This is a genomic window from Spongiibacter sp. UBA1325 (assembly GCF_002306875.1).
In the GTDB taxonomy this organism is placed as follows: Bacteria; Pseudomonadota; Gammaproteobacteria; order Pseudomonadales; family Spongiibacteraceae; genus Spongiibacter; species Spongiibacter marinus.
In genome coordinates this window covers 71,406-86,220 of sequence record NZ_DBTD01000009.1, presented here as the reverse complement: position 1 = coordinate 86,220, position 14,815 = coordinate 71,406, and the positions used below count along the sequence as shown (strand labels likewise).

The 14,815-nt window shown below is 56.6% G+C and carries 16 protein-coding genes; 6 read left to right on the top strand and 10 right to left on the bottom strand.

Features of this window, described 5'->3' with window-relative positions; genetic code table 11:
* The 5 genes from rep to B3K78_RS08890 form a co-directional block, all read right to left on the bottom strand.
* The gene (rep, locus tag B3K78_RS08910; protein WP_204994764.1) at positions 1–2,007 is read right to left on the bottom strand and encodes a DNA helicase Rep; all 2,007 of its coding nucleotides are present in this window, start codon (positions 2,005–2,007) and stop codon (positions 1–3) included.
* Positions 2,008–2,116: 109 nt separating this feature from the next.
* Entirely contained in the window at positions 2,117–2,944 is an 828-nt protein-coding gene (locus B3K78_RS08905) for an alpha/beta fold hydrolase (protein WP_286695170.1), read from the bottom strand.
* On the bottom strand, positions 2,941–3,759 hold the full coding sequence (locus B3K78_RS08900) for an SDR family NAD(P)-dependent oxidoreductase (RefSeq protein ID WP_286695169.1): 819 nt from the start codon (positions 3,757–3,759) through the stop codon (positions 2,941–2,943). Before B3K78_RS08900 ends, B3K78_RS08905 begins: the two co-directional genes overlap by 4 nt.
* A 15-nt stretch (positions 3,760–3,774) precedes the next feature.
* A complete protein-coding gene (locus B3K78_RS08895; protein WP_286695168.1) occupies positions 3,775–4,761 on the bottom strand; it encodes an NAD-dependent epimerase/dehydratase family protein in 987 nt (328 codons plus the stop codon).
* Positions 4,758–5,276, bottom strand: coding sequence for a 2,4'-dihydroxyacetophenone dioxygenase family protein (locus B3K78_RS08890; protein ID WP_204994760.1), 519 nt, complete (start codon positions 5,274–5,276; stop codon positions 4,758–4,760). Before B3K78_RS08890 ends, B3K78_RS08895 begins: the two co-directional genes overlap by 4 nt.
* Before the next feature lie 109 nt (positions 5,277–5,385).
* Here B3K78_RS08890 and B3K78_RS08885 point away from each other — a divergent pair, with 109 nt between their 5' ends.
* Complete coding sequence (locus B3K78_RS08885) at positions 5,386–6,378, top strand: helix-turn-helix domain-containing protein (protein ID WP_286695167.1); 993 nt, start codon at positions 5,386–5,388, stop codon at positions 6,376–6,378.
* A gap of 3 nt (positions 6,379–6,381) precedes the next feature.
* On the opposite strand, the gene B3K78_RS08880 is transcribed toward B3K78_RS08885, so the two are convergent.
* From B3K78_RS08880 to B3K78_RS08870, 3 genes are all read right to left on the bottom strand, one after another.
* A complete protein-coding gene (locus tag B3K78_RS08880) occupies positions 6,382–7,620 on the bottom strand; it encodes a GGDEF domain-containing response regulator (protein ID WP_286695166.1) in 1,239 nt (412 codons plus the stop codon).
* Between the two features lie 91 nt (positions 7,621–7,711).
* Entirely contained in the window at positions 7,712–9,190 is a 1,479-nt protein-coding gene (locus tag B3K78_RS08875; protein ID WP_286695165.1) for a YifB family Mg chelatase-like AAA ATPase, read from the bottom strand.
* Positions 9,191–9,250: 60 nt separating this feature from the next.
* Positions 9,251–9,508 (bottom strand): accessory factor UbiK family protein, encoded by a 258-nt coding sequence (locus B3K78_RS08870; protein WP_027873229.1) that lies wholly within the window; start codon positions 9,506–9,508, stop codon positions 9,251–9,253.
* A gap of 339 nt (positions 9,509–9,847) precedes the next feature.
* Here B3K78_RS08870 and B3K78_RS08865 point away from each other — a divergent pair, with 339 nt between their 5' ends.
* From B3K78_RS08865 to B3K78_RS08845, 5 genes are all read left to right on the top strand, one after another.
* Positions 9,848–10,537 (top strand): TorF family putative porin, encoded by a 690-nt coding sequence (locus B3K78_RS08865; RefSeq protein WP_348655189.1) that lies wholly within the window; start codon positions 9,848–9,850, stop codon positions 10,535–10,537.
* A gap of 61 nt (positions 10,538–10,598) precedes the next feature.
* Positions 10,599–10,937 carry a P-II family nitrogen regulator gene (gene glnK / locus B3K78_RS08860; RefSeq protein ID WP_027873228.1) on the top strand — a complete coding sequence of 113 codons (339 nt, stop codon included), beginning with the start codon at positions 10,599–10,601 and terminating at the stop codon, positions 10,935–10,937.
* Positions 10,938–11,007: 70 nt separating this feature from the next.
* Positions 11,008–12,267: an ammonium transporter AmtB gene (gene amtB, locus B3K78_RS08855; protein WP_204994756.1), complete on the top strand. Its 1,260-nt coding sequence runs from the start codon at positions 11,008–11,010 to the stop codon at positions 12,265–12,267.
* Between the two features lie 145 nt (positions 12,268–12,412).
* Positions 12,413–12,751 carry a P-II family nitrogen regulator gene (gene glnK, locus B3K78_RS08850; RefSeq protein WP_027873226.1) on the top strand — a complete coding sequence of 113 codons (339 nt, stop codon included), beginning with the start codon at positions 12,413–12,415 and terminating at the stop codon, positions 12,749–12,751.
* A 200-nt stretch (positions 12,752–12,951) separates the two neighbouring features.
* On the top strand, positions 12,952–13,149 hold the full coding sequence (locus B3K78_RS08845; RefSeq protein ID WP_286695164.1) for a hypothetical protein: 198 nt from the start codon (positions 12,952–12,954) through the stop codon (positions 13,147–13,149).
* On the opposite strand, the gene B3K78_RS08840 is transcribed toward B3K78_RS08845, so the two are convergent.
* Together B3K78_RS08840 and xerC are read right to left on the bottom strand one after the other, a co-directional pair.
* Complete coding sequence (locus B3K78_RS08840; protein WP_286695163.1) at positions 13,146–13,853, bottom strand: HAD family hydrolase; 708 nt, start codon at positions 13,851–13,853, stop codon at positions 13,146–13,148. The two genes, B3K78_RS08845 and B3K78_RS08840, sit on opposite strands and share 4 nt — an antisense overlap.
* A 2-nt stretch (positions 13,854–13,855) precedes the next feature.
* Complete coding sequence (gene xerC / locus B3K78_RS08835; protein ID WP_286695162.1) at positions 13,856–14,749, bottom strand: tyrosine recombinase XerC; 894 nt, start codon at positions 14,747–14,749, stop codon at positions 13,856–13,858.
* Positions 14,750–14,815 lie beyond the last annotated feature (66 nt).

Sequence of the window (14,815 nt, the reverse complement as noted above, 5' to 3'; positions counted from 1 at the left end):
TCAGCCAAGCATGTCGCGCAGACTGGCCAAGGTTTCACCGCCGCGTTTTTGATTTTGCGCCGGGTCGGCGTCGGCGCGACCTTCCCACTCGACATCATCCTGCGGCAGCTCAGCTAAAAAGCGGCTGGGGTCACAGCTGGTAAATTCACCGAAGCTTTTGCGCTTGGCGCAGTAGGTCATCGTCAGCGTGCGCTGGGCGCGAGTGATACCGACGTAGCAGAGCCGTCGCTCCTCTTCCACCATGTCATCGTCGATACTGTTTTGGTGAGGTAGTAGCCCTTCCTCCATGCCGATCATAAACACGTGGGGAAACTCCAAGCCTTTTGCAGCGTGCAGTGTCATCAGCTGCACTTGATCGGCACTTTCTTCCTCGTCGGCCTGGCGCTCCATTAAATCGCGGAGCACCAGTCGGCTGATCGCTTCCTCAAAGCTCTCGTCGCGTTCCTCGTCGTTGAGGTTTTGCTCCAGCGAGGCAATGAGGGTGTGCACATTGTTCATGCGTCGTTCGGCGACGGCGACCGATGAGCTGTTTTGTATCAGCCAGTCCAGATAGTCGATATCGTTGCAGAGCTGTTTAACGGCTGCGATGGCGTCATCTTCGTAGCAGCGCCGCCGCATCCCGTCCAGCCATTGAGTGAACTCACGCAGGCGGGTGATGGCCGATTCCGGCAGTCGTTGGGCCAAGCCCATTTCCTCGCAGGCGCTGTATAGGCTAATTTCCCGCTCGGTGGCGTAACTCCCCAGGGCTTCGAGTGTTGAGGTACCAATTTTGCGGCGCGGCACGTTGACGATGCGCAGAAAGGCGTTGTCATCATTCTGGTTAATGATAAGCCGCAGATAGGCCATGATGTCCTTGATCTCGTTGCGACCAAAGAAGGAGGTACCGCCGCTCAGCTTGTAAGGTATTTGGTGGCTTTGTAGTTTGAGTTCCAGCAGGCGTGACTGATGGTTGCCGCGATAAAGCACGGCGTAATTACCAAAGCGACCGCCGGTGCGAATCTTGTGGTCGAGAATCTCGACTGCCACCCGCTCGTTTTCGGCATCTTCATTACGGCAGCGAATAATGCGGATGGGGTCGCCAAAGCCCAGGTCGGACCACAGTGCCTTGTTCAGCTCGTGGGGATTGTTGGCGATAACGGTATTGGCCGCTTTAAGAATGCGCGCGGTAGAACGGTAGTTTTGCTCAAGCTTGACGACCTTCAGGTGAGGGTAGTCCTTGCCTAGTAGTGACAGGTTTTCCGGTTTTGCGCCGCGCCAGGCGTAAATGGACTGGTCGTCATCCCCCACCACGGTGAGGCCGCCCCGGTCGCCGACCAATTGCTTCACCAGCGTATATTGCGCGCTATTGGTATCCTGATATTCATCGACCAGCATGTAGCGAATTTTATTGCGCCACTTGTCGAGGATGTCGGGGTGCTGCTCAAACAGCAGCGCTGGCAAAAGGATCAGATCGTCGAAGTCCAGGGCGTTATAGGCTTTCAACGCTTTTTGGTAGCGAATGTAAGCCTGGGCGCAGAGCATGTCAGCGGGGCCTTCCGCCTCAGCGACGGCCTGCTCGGGCATAACGAACTCGTTTTTCCAATGGGAAATACGTTGCTGGATACGGTCCGCTTGATCGCCGTCGCTGCCGTGTTCTTGAATAAGTAGGTCGCGAATCAGGGCCTGGGCATCTTGCGCATCAAAAATTGAGAAGCCCGATTTGTATTTCAGTGCGGCGTATTCACGGCGCAGGATATTCATGCCGAGGTTGTGGAAGGTCGACACGGTGAGGCCGTGAGCGGCTTTGCCTTTGACGAGTGTGCCCACTCGTTCCTTCATTTCGCGGGCCGCTTTGTTGGTGAAGGTAACCGCCGCGATATGCCGGGCGGGAATGCCGCATTTTTCGATCAAATAGGCCATCTTGCGCGTGATAACACTGGTCTTGCCGCTGCCTGCACCGGCTAATACCAGCAGCGGGCCGTCGATGTAAAGAACCGCCTCGCGTTGTCGATCGTTGAGTTTGCTCACGCTAAATCACTGGGCCGAAAAAAGGCTGGCAATTGTAGCAGTGCCATCGTTAATTCGACACCGCTATCCACGCGCTGAGCGCAGCTGTTTCTTTACTGAAGGCGCGGCGTCAAGTGCAAAAGTGCTCGAGCAATAACGCGTTTACGGTCTCGGTCTGGCTGAGGCTCATCCAGTGTCCACCGTCGAGCTTTTGGTAGCGCCACGGCCCGTTAACCCACGCTGCAGAGTCGCGCATTTGATCCTCGGTTAAGAAAGCATCTTGTGCACTCCACAAACCGAGTGTCGGCGCGGTAACCGGCGGCTGCTTGCGCAGTAGTATTTCGGCAAAATTGGCGCGATAAATGCGCACTGCGGCCCGCATTCTGCCGGCTTGGCGTACACGCGACATCACCTCGTCGATATTTGGGTGGGACCCAAAGATCTGGCGGAGGGAGAAGCGCCCGTTGCCGACGAGTAGCCTGTCCGCCAGGCCGCGCAGCTGGAAAAACAAGGTATACCAGCCCGCGCGTTTTTGGCCCCAACCCGCGCGAGCATAAACGGTGGGGTGGCCGACCGACATAACCGCCAGGCGTTGGACACTGCTAGGATGCTTCGCCGCCAATATCCAAGCGATAACGGCCCCCCAGTCGTGGCCGACCACATGGCTCTGGTTGATTTTTAGGTGCTTAAGCAGTGCCAGATGATCGCTGATAATGTCGTCGGCATGATAATCACTTTGTTTGGGGGCAATCTCGGAATGGCCACAGCCTACGGTGTCCGGGGCAATGCAGCGAAAGCCCGCTTGGTGCAGAGCCTGTATTTGCGCTTGCCACATTTCCGCGTGATCAGGGAAACCATGCAGCAGCAGTACAGCCGGGCGTAGGTGATCATTAGGAGCGGAGTCCAAATAGGACAGGCGAAGTCCTCGGTGGCTGAAAGTATGGCGTTCGGGTGTCACGGTGAACTCCTATGGTGGCCTTTGTGCAGCAGGCGGCGGATCATGGACTGCATAACTCGGTTAAAAAGCCACGGAAAGTATCTGGCAAGGAACGCCGTAAAACGACTGCGCACACCGGGAATGATCATCCAGCGACCCGTATCCAGTCCGCGCATTATGCCGTTAAGTGCGGTGTTGGTATCCAGTGAACCGGCGAATTTTTTAAGCTCCAGAGAGATCGGGTCGCCATGCTGGCGCTCACTCTCAACCATGGGCGTCTCGACCTCGGGTGGGCAAATACAGGAGATGCCAATTCCAAGAGGCTCGTATTCATAGCGCAGTGTGGTTGCTAAGCCGACAACCCCGAACTTGGACGCGCCATAGGCGGCGTAGCCATAGTTGCTGACCAGCCCTGCCATTGAAGCAACCAGTGCTAAGCGACTGCCCGCCGACATGTGGGGCAAGACCGCACTGGCAAAGTGCACGCTGCCGCAGAGGTTGACCTCAACAACGCGGGCAAAGTCCTCGGCGGTCATCTCTGCAAACCGGCAGTTGAGTATGACCCCGGCACAGTTGATTGCCAGCTCGATAGTGCCATAGTTGTCTGCCGCTCTGGCGGCGGCTTCTGCACAGGCCTGCGCATTGCGAATATCCACGGTGTAGGCCTGCCAATGCGCGCTTGATGCGGCGGCTTGTGACAGCTGCTGCTTGGCGCTTTCGCCAAATGAGAGGTCGAGAATACTGAGGCGGTAGCCGCGCTCGAGCAAACGAAGTGCCAGTCCAAGGCCGAGACCGCTGGCGCCTCCGGAGATAATACAATGAGGGGGTGTTTTCATAGTGTTATTTCGCCTTTAGCGCTCGCCGATCTCACGAAGCCACTGCGCTGAATATTCCATGCCCTCAGCGAGGGAGACTTTGGGCTCAAATCCTAATAATTCCCGGGCTTTACGGCCATTAAAGGCCCCTTTTCGGTTGAACATGCGCATCGTATCCGGGCAGGCCTCATCGCGCACGCCGCGCCATCGATTAAAGGTGTGTATTGCTTTTGTTAGGGGAATGGCGGCCTGCAGCGGCAGGCTGGGTGGTCGACCGCGGCGCCCCGCCCAGCGCCAGTGGTAACTGAAAAACTCCCCGCAGCTGACGGCTTGCTCTCCCCACAGGATGAAAATTTGCCCGCTGGCCACCTCGCTGTGCGCCGCGAGCAGCGTGCCGTCTATCAGGTCGTCGATATAGATGGGCGTAAAGATACCGCGACCGCCATTGGGCAACAAAAGCCTGCCGGATCGCGCCATTTTAAGGGGCTCGAGCAGCCAGGCTCGCGACCCAGGACCATAAACGTCGCCAGGGCGAATAATGCAGCAGTCGATGTTGCTGCTGGCGTGGGCGGCGAGCACCAGGTGTTCGCTGGCACCTTTGGCAACACCATAGCGGCAATGCTTGCCAATCACGACAGGAGCCTGCTCGTCAGCGCCATCAACGTAGTCATAGCCCATCGCAAGAATCGAAGAGAAGTGCACGAAGCGCTGACAGCCAGCGCGTTGCGCATTTGCCAAGGCGTGGCGCACGCCGTCAACGGTAATGCGCCGATAGTCTGCCCATGATGCCGACAGTGACACGACCGCTGCGGTGTGTATGAATAGCTCGCAACCCTCCACATGGTGGGCCCACTGCTTGGGCTGGCAGAGGTCGGCGGCGATGATGCCTTGCTCTGGATTGCCCTGCAAGTCCATGCCGCGCACGTCACAGCCGAGGTCCCGGTAGCGCGTCATTAACTGCTGGCCGATAAAGCCTTGTGCGCCGGTGATGAATACCCGCTTTGGCAGTGGCGCTGTGGTCATGCTGTGGGGCACGTGTAGTCGGCAGCGGCGGGGCGAATATAGCGGGCGGGTTCCATGCCGCGCTCGGCGACTAGCTCGTCAAACATATGCATGATATCGCTCGCATCCATAATACCGAGGTAGTTGCCTTCATCGTCGAAATTGACGTTGGCGCCATAAACCACCATCACGGCAACGGCTGGCTCGCTGGCGTCTGCGGGCACCGTAAATTGGTGAATAGAGCCGCCGGGTTCATAGAGGTAGCTGCCTGCAGTTTGGGGTTGGTCGGGGTATTCCACATAGTTCCAGCTGCCCGACAGGGTGAACAGATGCACCGTGCCGGTATGGTAGTGCTTGGGCAAGACGACGCCGGGGTGAAAGACGGCGCGTAGCACCCAAATGCCCTGATGGGGATCGAGGAACAGGGGTTGCGCATCAACACCAGGAACGCCTGGCAAGGCATCTTTGTACATGGGCATTTCGTGGGTGTTTAGCGTGAGTAATGCTTTGTGATCCATAGCGGGTTTGGGGAGCATGGTGAGCGCCTCCTAATTATTAGCGTTATTGCAGACTGGAGCTTATCTACGTTTTTATGGTTAGGCTTGATATATTGCGAGTCATTATTTGATAAAACACGAGTCTGCCGTGCAGCATTTTGTTCGAAGTGGCGCCCTACTGGGCTTTTCTGAGTGGGTCCGGGATTGCGGTCAGAATCCCAATGCGCTGATGGCGGAATTTGGTTTGACGCCGGCGGTGGTGCAAGACCCGGATCTATACCTTTCCTACACCGTCTTAGCACAGTTAATGACGGCTGCCGCCGAACGCTGTGGGCGCGAGGATTTTGGGGTGCAGTTGGGAATGCGCCAGGGGTTAGAGGCAGTGGGGGCGCTGGGTTCGGCAATGTGTTTGCAGGCAACTATAGCCGATGCCCTGCGAATGATGCAGCGTAACCTCGATTTTCATGCCAGGGGTGTGGTGGTTAGCGCAATATCCAGCGAGCGATTCATCGAGATACGCATGGACTTTGCTTTCGCCTCGGTGGTGGATTGCGGGCAGCTGGCAGGCTTGAGTTTGGCGTTGTTGGCGCGTTGCTTGGAGCAGTTGCAGAGCTCCCCCGTGCGTCCAGACTCCCTGGCTCTGCGAGCGCAGGCACCTGCGGCGGCGGAGCTTTCGGCGCTGTTTGGCTGCCGGGTAGAGCCCGATGAGGGCTGCGATGCACTGCGTTATCCATTGTCGCTGATGAGCTCGGCGGTGGATGTAGAGCCCGGCCTGCGCTCACGCTTAAGCGCGCAGTGGCGGGGCGCATCTGAGCCGGCCTCGTTAAGCCTGCGCCAGCAGTTGGATCAAACGATAACGGCGTTGCTGCCAACGGGAGAGTGCAGCTTAAGCATGGTGGCTAGGGTGATGGGTTTGCACCCGAGGAGTCTTCAGCAGCGCCTGCAGCGCGAGGGAAGCAGCTTTGCCGAGGTGCTGTCCGCGCGCCGCCAATACCTGGCCTGCGAGCATTTAGCGCACAGCGATATTGACCTGACAACGCTGGCTTTGAGCTTGGGTTATTCTGAGCTGGCGGTATTTAGTCGGGCCTTCAAAGTGTGGACGGGGGTGTCGCCAAGCCAGTGGCGCAAGCAATTGGCTTAAGCCCTACACAACAATGCGATTGCGACCGGATTCTTTCGCTAGGTACAGCTTGCTGTCAGCCATTTTTATCAGTGTATCCAGGCTGTCATCTTGGCCATTACTCAGGCCGCCGCTGACGGACAGCGTAATATCGTAGCCGTTTTCTTTAACGGGATTACTCGCCAGCTTGCGGCGAAAGTCGTCGAGTCGATCAAAGGTGTGTTCGGCATTTTGCTCGCTGAGTATGCAAAACTCCTCGCCGCCGAAACGGGCGATCAGGTCGTCGGGGAAGGCCGACTGCAGCAGCCCAGCGATATGTTTTAGCGCCGTGTCGCCGGCGTCGTGGCCGAGGCTGTCATTAATGTGCTTGAAATGGTCGATATCCAGCATGGCAACCGACAGGGGAAGGTCGTGAAATTGCGCTTGCTGATGACGCAATTGCGCCTCACTGAAAAAATAGCGGCGGTTGTAGAGTTTGGTCAGGTAGTCGCGATTTGCCGCGTCTCGTATCTCGTCGATGCGATCCATGTATTCCAGGTTTTGGTTTACCCGGCAGAGCAGCTCCTCGTAGCCAAAGGGTTTGCTAATAAAGTCATTGGCGCCACTTTTTAAAAAATGAGCGGACAGCCGCGCGTCGCTAGAGCTGGACAGGCCAATGATGGCCAGTTGATCCTTTGCGTACTTGGCGCGCACTTGTTGAATAAAGTCGAAGCCGTCCATAACCGGCATATTGTAGTCAGTCAGTACCAGGCGGATATTGGGTTGCTCGCGAATACAGTCGAGGGCCTCTTGGCCGTTGTGGCAAACCAACACATTCAGGCATTGAATTTCCAAATGGCGCTTCAGCATGGCGGCGGTCGATGGCGAGTCATCGACAACCAATACCTGCGTGCTGCGATTGCGATGAATGCGCTCGACCAGCCGGCTGGCATAGTCATAGGCGCTAATGTTCTTCTTTAGCACATAGTCGACAACACCGAGCTCGATCATGCGGTTGCGCAACTCGTCGCCGAAGAAGCCGGTTAGCACCACCACGGGGATGTCAAAGGATTGCACCACTGGCACCACTTCGCCATTGGGGGCGTCAGGTAGGTTCAAGTCGACGAGGGCGGCGGTAAAGGGCGTTTTGGTGTCGCGTATTAACTGTTTTGCTTCGGCGCCGCTGGCAGCGACGCAGGCCTGAAAGCCGGGAATATCCTCGATAATTGCTCTGGCCATGCTGGCCAGCGAGCGGTTGTCCTCGACGATCAAAACATTCGGCATAACTCCGAAATCCTAGAAGTTCTTCTTATATAGTGCTCGATTGTAAGTGCCGATGGCTGTGAAATAGATTCGTATAGTCACCTACCTGGGATCAGAGCTCTCCGCGGTAGAGCGCGGCCTCGCGCAAGTGCTTAAGGCAAATATCGTTGCTGCTTTCCAGGTCAGCGATGGTGCGCGCCGTCTTTATCAGGCGGTGCTGGCCGCGTGCACTGAGGTTGATGCGCGCTTCGATGTCCCGGATAAAGGCTTTACCCTCGGTATCCAAGCGGCAAAACCGGCTGAGCTGGCCGGCATCAAGTAGGGCGTTGCTGCAGCCCTGGCGGTTGAGCTGACGCCGATGCGCTGCACTCACCCGGGTGCGTATGGCGTCGCTGGGCTCGCCCTCGGGGCTGTCTTGTAGCTCACCAGCGGCCATGCGATTCAGACGCAGGCGCAAGTCAATCCTGTCCAACAACGGCCCCGATACACGGCTGCGATAGCGCAGTATTTGGTCGGGGGTGCAACGACAAGCTTTTTGGGGATCGCCGTCAAAGCCGCAGGGGCAAGGATTCATTGCCGCTACCAAAGCGAATCGAGCCGGGAATCGGAGTTGATGGCGCGCTCTGGAGATGACCACCTCGCCCGATTCTATGGGCTCGCGCAGTACTTCCAGCACTTTGCGTGGGTACTCGGGCAATTCATCGAGGAAAAGCACGCCGCGATGAGCAAGGCTGATTTCGCCGGGGCGCGGGCTACTACCGCCGCCGACAAGCGCAGCGGCCGAGGCGGTGTGATGTGGGTTGCGAAATGGGCGCTGAAGCTGCAGTGGTTGGCCAACGATCGACTGGACAATGGCGATTTCGCGACACTCCTGCTCTGTAGGGGGCGGGAGGATACCGGGCAGCCGGCTTGCTAACAGCGTTTTGCCCGTACCGGGAGGGCCGCTAAATAGCAGGCTGTGAAATCCCGCTGCAGCGATCTCCAGCCCACGCTTTGCCAACAACTGACCGCGTACATCGCGCATGTCCGGATACGCAGCGGGCCGTGTATCGGCGGCGTCTGTCGGCGGCCCCAAACTCTGCTGGCCCTTTAGAAAAGCCACCACGCCAAGCAGATCTGTGGCCTCCTGCAATGTATCCGGGGGGAGCAACTCTGCCAGTGAGGCGCTGCCGGCGGGCAAGACCAATTGCCTGGATGCGTCTGCGGTTGCCAGGGCGGTGGGCAGGGCAGCATTGACCGTTCTCAGCTCGCCGCTTAGCCCCAGCTCGCCGATGAACTCATAGGACTCGGTCTCGCGTTGTTGTAATTGGCCGCTGGCAACGAGGATGCCGATGGCGATAGGCAGGTCAAAGCGGCCGCCCTCTTTGGGTAGGTCTGCTGGCGCTAAGTTGACGGTGATGCGGCTGACGGGAAAGGTAAAGTGAGAGTTGATCAGCGCCGAGCGCACGCGGTCTTTGGCTTCGCGTACGGTTGCTTCCGGCAGCCCGACAATATTGAAGGCCGGAAGTCCGGCGGAAAGGTGCACCTCTATGGTGACGAGTGGGGCATCTACCCCGAGGCGCGCACGGCTGTGTACAGTGGCCAGTGGCATAACTCAATCCCTGAGTATTTTTGCAATTGCGAGCAACCGTCCTGCTGCGCGCAAGACGGTTTATTTATTCTCGGCACTTTCCAAACTGGCAGTAATCTCGGCCAGCTGCCGCTCGGCGGCTTCCAGACGAGCGCGGGTGCGATTGAGCACCGCGGTTTGCGCATCGAATTCGTCTCGCGATACCACATTCATCTTGCTGAAGGCGCTTTGTAGTAGTGCCTGCAGTTTGGCTTCGATGTCTTGCTGAATATCCGGGCCTTGGCTGATCAGGCGCCCGGCCTGTTCAGCAAGTTGGGAAATAAAGTCGGGTTTTGCCATGGCGATACTCTCTCGTTGCTGGCGACAGTTTATCGCACTTTTGCTCGGCGTCGCAGAGCGTGCACAGTTTTTGTTCCCGGTGGTGTTTGCGCTGTTTAGGGGCGGCAAACGAGAGTAATGTGAAATTGCACTGATATGGTGCTTAACTCAGGTGTGTTGTTGTTTTGTGATCTGAAATAGTGCGGAAAGGGGCGTGAAGGGGTGTTTTGTGGCGGGAAAGCCCTGATTTTGGGCGCTTTAAAACCTGGCACGCCCCATGCATATAGCTAGGCATGTGATGTTCAGGGCCTTCCCTTAACCGCATACGTTCAACGAGAGAAGACTATCGGAGACTAGAACATGAACACTTGGAAAAAAATGCTTGGTGTAGCAGTTGTAACAGCAGCCCCTTTCGCGGCTTCAGCTGCGGAAATTAGCGGTAACGTGACAATGGCAACGGACTATGTGTTCCGTGGCTACTCACAAACTAGTGAGAAAGGCGCCATCCAAGGCGGCTTTGACGTCGACTTTGGTAACGGCTTTTACGTTGGTACTTGGGCGTCTAACGTCGACTTCGGCAGCGAAGTAACCACCGAGATGGATTTCTACGGCGGTTATGCCTTCGACGTTGCTGAAGGTGTTGGCCTGGACCTGGGTGTTGTTCACTTTATGTACCCCGGTGATGAGGCGGCACTGAATTACCAAGAATATATTGCGTCGGTATCGGTGTCAGACTTCAGCTTCGGCCTGGTGTATTCACCTGATTACTTTGGTGATGGCAACGGTGACGCAACGGTAATTAACCTCGACTACAGCATGAGTGTGGCGGAGAACGTGAGCCTTGACTTCCACGTGGGTCAAACTACCACAGACGAAGACGGCCTGGTCGATGACGACGATAGCTACATCGATTACATGATCGGTGCTAACTACGACGTTGCTGATGTAACGCTGACTTTGGCCTACTACGGCACTGACGTTGACAACGACGCGGCGGCTGACGGCGCTGCAGACGACCGTTTCGTCTTCTCTATCTCAAAAAGCCTGTAATTAGATCGCGGCGGGTACTCCAGTGCCCGCCTGCCCTCAAGGCTATTAGCAGGAGAACAACATGAAATTAATTACAGCGATTATTAAGCCTTTCAAACTCGACGACGTTCGCGAGTCCCTGTCAGATATCGGTGTGCAAGGCATCACCGTGACCGAGGTGAAGGGTTTCGGGCGACAGAAAGGTCATACAGAACTGTACCGCGGCGCGGAATACGTTGTGGACTTTCTGCCGAAAGTGAAAATTGAGGTAGCGGTCGCCGATGGCGATGTCGAGGCTACGCTCGAAGCTATCAGCAAGTCTGCCAATACCGGCAAGATTGGTGACGGCAAAATCTTTGTCTCTGCCCTTGAGCAGGTGATCCGTATTCGTACCGGCGAAGCTGGCGAAGACGCGATCTAAGAGTAGCGGGCTACCCGCCACGCGGTGGTGGTAAAGCAGTAGGCCCCCAAATTTTTCCGGAGGAATCCCAGTGGAAAATCAAATTTTTGAACTTCAGTACGCAATGGACACGTTTTACTTTCTTGTCTGTGGCGCACTTGTAATGTGGATGGCTGCAGGCTTTGCCATGCTAGAAGCGGGCTTGGTTCGCAGCAAAAACACCACAGAAATCCTGACTAAAAACGTCGCGTTGTTTGCGATCAGCTGCATCATGTACTTGGTGTGCGGTTACGCGATCATGTACGGCGGCGACATCTTGTTAAGCGGCATTGGCGACTTCGACCTTGAAGGCGTGTTGGCAGACTCGGCAGAAGCCGGCTTTGACGGCGGTTCAGTATACTCTGGCGCTTCCGACTTCTTCTTCCAGGTAGTCTTCGTTGCAACCGCAATGTCGATCGTATCCGGTGCAGTGGCTGAGCGCATGAAGCTTTGGGCATTCCTGGCTTTCGCGGTTGTGATGACGGGTGTGATCTATCCGCTGGAAGGGTCTTGGACCTGGGGTGGCAACGACGTATTCGGTTTGTATAACCTCGGCGACCTTGGCTTCTCTGACTTTGCTGGCTCGGGCATTGTACACATGGCAGGTGCCGCTGCGGCGCTGGCTGGTGTGTTGCTGCTTGGTGCTCGTAAGGGCAAATACGGTGCAAACGGTCAGGTTAACGCGATCCCTGGCGCAAACCTGCCACTGGCGACCTTGGGTACCTTCATCCTGTGGATGGGTTGGTTCGGCTTCAACGGTGGCTCAGTACTGAAACTCGGCGATGCTGCTAACGCACACTCTGTTGCCATGGTCTTTTTGAACACCAACGCGGCAGCAGCCGGTGGTGCCGTAGCAGCCCTGGCGGTAGCCCGCATCTTATTCGGCAAAGCTGACCTGACTATGCTGCTGAACGGTGCGCTTGCTGGTCTGGTAGCGATTACTGCTGAACCTTCTACACCTACTGCCTTGCAAGCGACCTTGTTCGGTGCTGCGGGTGGTGTACTGGTGGTATTCAGCATCCTGGCTCTGGATAAGCTGAAAATCGACGACCCCGTTGGTGCCATCTCTGTTCACGGTGTTGTGGGTCTTCTGGGTCTGCTGCTGGTGCCGGTTACCAACGACGGTGCGAGCTTCAGCGGTCAGCTGATCGGCGCTGCAACCATCTTTGGCTGGGTATTTGGTGCAAGCCTGGTAGTGTGGCTGGTACTGAAAATGGTCATGGGTATCCGTGTTACCGAAGAGGAAGAATACGAAGGCATGGACTTGGCAGACTGCGGTATGGAAGCATACCCCGAGTTTGTGAAGAGCTAAGTCAACGCCTCCTTTTGATCAGGGCGCCCTTGCGGCGCCCTTTTGCCGTTGTAGGGATAGGCTGCAGCAATGGCGCTACGCTTGCCAAGGGTACTGGGCCTGGGCTAAGTTAGCGCAAAGTCGACATTTGGGAGATAGTTTCGAGATGAAACTGGTAAGTGCAGTAATTAAGCCGTTTAAGCTGGATGACGTGCGTGCGGCCTTGTCTGAAATTGGTGTTCAAGGGGTTACGGTTACCGAGGTAAAAGGCTTCGGACGCCAGAAAGGGCACACTGAGCTATACCGCGGCGCGGAATATGTTGTTGATTTTCTGCCGAAAGTGAAGCTGGAAATCGCGGTGGCAGATGACCTGCTGGAGAAGGTCATCGATACCGTTACTAAAGCGGCCAATACCGGCAAAATTGGCGACGGTAAAATCTTTGTTACCGCGCTGGAGCAGGTGATTCGTATTCGCACCGGCGAAACCGGCGAAGAAGCGATTTAACCGGCAGAGCTTTTTAGTGAATGGCGCTTCGGCGCCATTTTTTTTGCCTGAATGTTCGTCAATCAACGCATTATTATTGTTTGAGTAGATATTGCCTGAGTGACATAACGAAAAAGCCTAATAAGGCGCTTGTCAGCCCGGCTGGGGTCGCAGTATAAAGCGGTGACGACTGACTGTTCTCCAACGCGGAGGGTAAGCTGATGGGATCAAAAGTTCGAGGCGGTGATACAAAAAAACACCTTGGCTTAGGCGTGAATGAGCCGCTGACGAGTCACGACCGTATGCGGGAGCAACTTGCTAGGGACGTCGCTGAATTCCTGGCGCACGGTGGTCATATTACTGAGCTTGAGCCGCATATGCGCAGCGGGCATGCGGATGCTGATCAAGACGGCGTTTAACGCATATTTTCAACCTGCTCGATAAGCGTGGGTAGCTCGCGCCAATCTGTAAAGTGGCCGTGAGCCCCCGTGTGCTTTTCGCGGCCAATCCCGGGCATAAGTGCTTGAATGCTGGTTAAGCCCGCCCCCTGCGCGCCGTCAATATCATCCCGTGGGTGGTCGCCAATATGAAGCAACTCATCCTTAGCGCAGCCGGCGGCAGCAAGCGCGGCGTGAAAGGCAGCAGGGTCGGGTTTGCTAATGCCGATGTCCTCCGCTTTTATGCAGGCGTGAAAATGTCGGCTGCAGGGGTGCATGCGCAGGTCCGCGTTGCCATTGGTTAAGCTGACCAAAAGGAATCGCTCGCTAAGCGTGCGTAACACCTCTTCTACATGCTGAAAGAGTTGAACATTTTGGCGAGCAGCAATGAAGTGAGTAAAGACTTCGGCAGCGATCTCGGGACTCTGCTCGCCATAGCCGCAATCGCGCAGGGCAAGTTCCAAACTGAGTCGACGCCATTCACTGATCTGGTGACGCAGTGCGGGTTGCTGCTTCAATAACGCCAGGCGATGCTCGCGCAGCGCTTCGGCGGGGTAATGTTCCGCGAGCTTTGGTGCAAGCTCTAGTGCTTTTTGCTGAAACACGCGCTCTGCGGACTCCAGCACCGGGCGGCTTGGCCAGAGTGTGTCGTCGAGATCAAAGCTAATTGCGCGAATGCGTGCCATGGCTAGTCCTTTCTGGTTTTGCGTCCCGCTCTGGGGTGAGCCTGATCATAAACCTTGGCGAGGTGCTGAAAATCCAAGTGCGTATATACCTGGGTCGTGGATAAGTTTGCGTGACCTAGTAATTCTTGTACGCCGCGCAAGTCGCTGCTGGATTCCAATAGGTGGCTGGCAAAGGAGTGCCGCAGCATGTGTGGGTGAAGGTTTTCAGGGATACCTTGCTGCCGGGCCCGAAGTTTGATGCGACCCTGAATTGCGCGATGGCCGAGGCGCCCGCCGCGCATGCTGGTGAAGAGCGCGGTGTCTTGCGGCTGGGGGCGACAGCGCAGCCAGCTCTTAACTGCCTGGCACGCCAGCCGGCCCACAGGGAGTGTGCGGCTCTTGCGCCCTTTGCCGGTGACCGCAACTAATCCTTCGCGCAGATCAATATCGTCGACGTCCAGGTCGGCAAGCTCAGCGAGACGCAGGCCCGATGAATAAAACAATTCCATTATGGCGCGGTCGCGTAGATCAATCGGCTCACTTCCCGGAAAGGCAAGCAATTGCGCTATCGCTTCTGCATTGAGTGTTTTAGGCAGGGGGCGCCCCCGTCGCGGCGCGGCGATTCCACTGGCGGGGTTTTTCTTCGCACCGAAATCGCGCTGGCGATGCTGATAAAAACTGCGCAGTGATGACAGTTGCCGCTGGATGCTCGCCGGAGAGGCGCCACTGCTTCGTTGCTGGGCAATTAACTGGCGGATATGGGCGGCGTCGAGCGCGTCGCTGTGCGTCAGTTTGCGCTCTTGGCAATAATTGGCGAGCTTGCTCAGGTCGCGCTGGTAGGCCTCCACTGTATGGGGGGAAAGCCGTCGGACATCGCGCTGATAGTCAAGGAATTGCCGGATTTCCTGTTCGAGCATACGGTTGGCCTGTGTTCGAAGGTCTCAGCTTAGGTTGTCGCGCGCCAGTGGGCAAGGCTAGGAGCT

Excerpts from the sequence above, each read along its gene's own strand:
- B3K78_RS08875 (WP_286695165.1), bottom strand. The coding sequence starts at position 9,190 with ATGCCACTGGCCACTGTACACAGCCGTGCGCGCCTCGGGGTAGATGCC.
- glnK (WP_027873228.1), top strand. The coding sequence starts at position 10,599 with ATGAAATTAATTACAGCGATTATTAAGCCTTTCAAACTCGACGACGTT.
- B3K78_RS08880 (WP_286695166.1), bottom strand. The coding sequence starts at position 7,620 with ATGCCGAATGTTTTGATCGTCGAGGACAACCGCTCGCTGGCCAGCATG.
- B3K78_RS08865 (WP_348655189.1), top strand. The coding sequence starts at position 9,848 with ATGAACACTTGGAAAAAAATGCTTGGTGTAGCAGTTGTAACAGCAGCC.
- B3K78_RS08845 (WP_286695164.1), top strand. The coding sequence starts at position 12,952 with ATGGGATCAAAAGTTCGAGGCGGTGATACAAAAAAACACCTTGGCTTA.
- glnK (WP_027873226.1), top strand. The coding sequence starts at position 12,413 with ATGAAACTGGTAAGTGCAGTAATTAAGCCGTTTAAGCTGGATGACGTG.
- xerC (WP_286695162.1), bottom strand. The coding sequence starts at position 14,749 with ATGCTCGAACAGGAAATCCGGCAATTCCTTGACTATCAGCGCGATGTC.
- B3K78_RS08895 (WP_286695168.1), bottom strand. The coding sequence starts at position 4,761 with ATGACCACAGCGCCACTGCCAAAGCGGGTATTCATCACCGGCGCACAA.
- B3K78_RS08900 (WP_286695169.1), bottom strand. The coding sequence starts at position 3,759 with ATGAAAACACCCCCTCATTGTATTATCTCCGGAGGCGCCAGCGGTCTC.
- B3K78_RS08840 (WP_286695163.1), bottom strand. The coding sequence starts at position 13,853 with ATGGCACGCATTCGCGCAATTAGCTTTGATCTCGACGACACACTCTGG.
- B3K78_RS08890 (WP_204994760.1), bottom strand. The coding sequence starts at position 5,276 with ATGCTCCCCAAACCCGCTATGGATCACAAAGCATTACTCACGCTAAAC.
- B3K78_RS08870 (WP_027873229.1), bottom strand. The coding sequence starts at position 9,508 with ATGGCAAAACCCGACTTTATTTCCCAACTTGCTGAACAGGCCGGGCGC.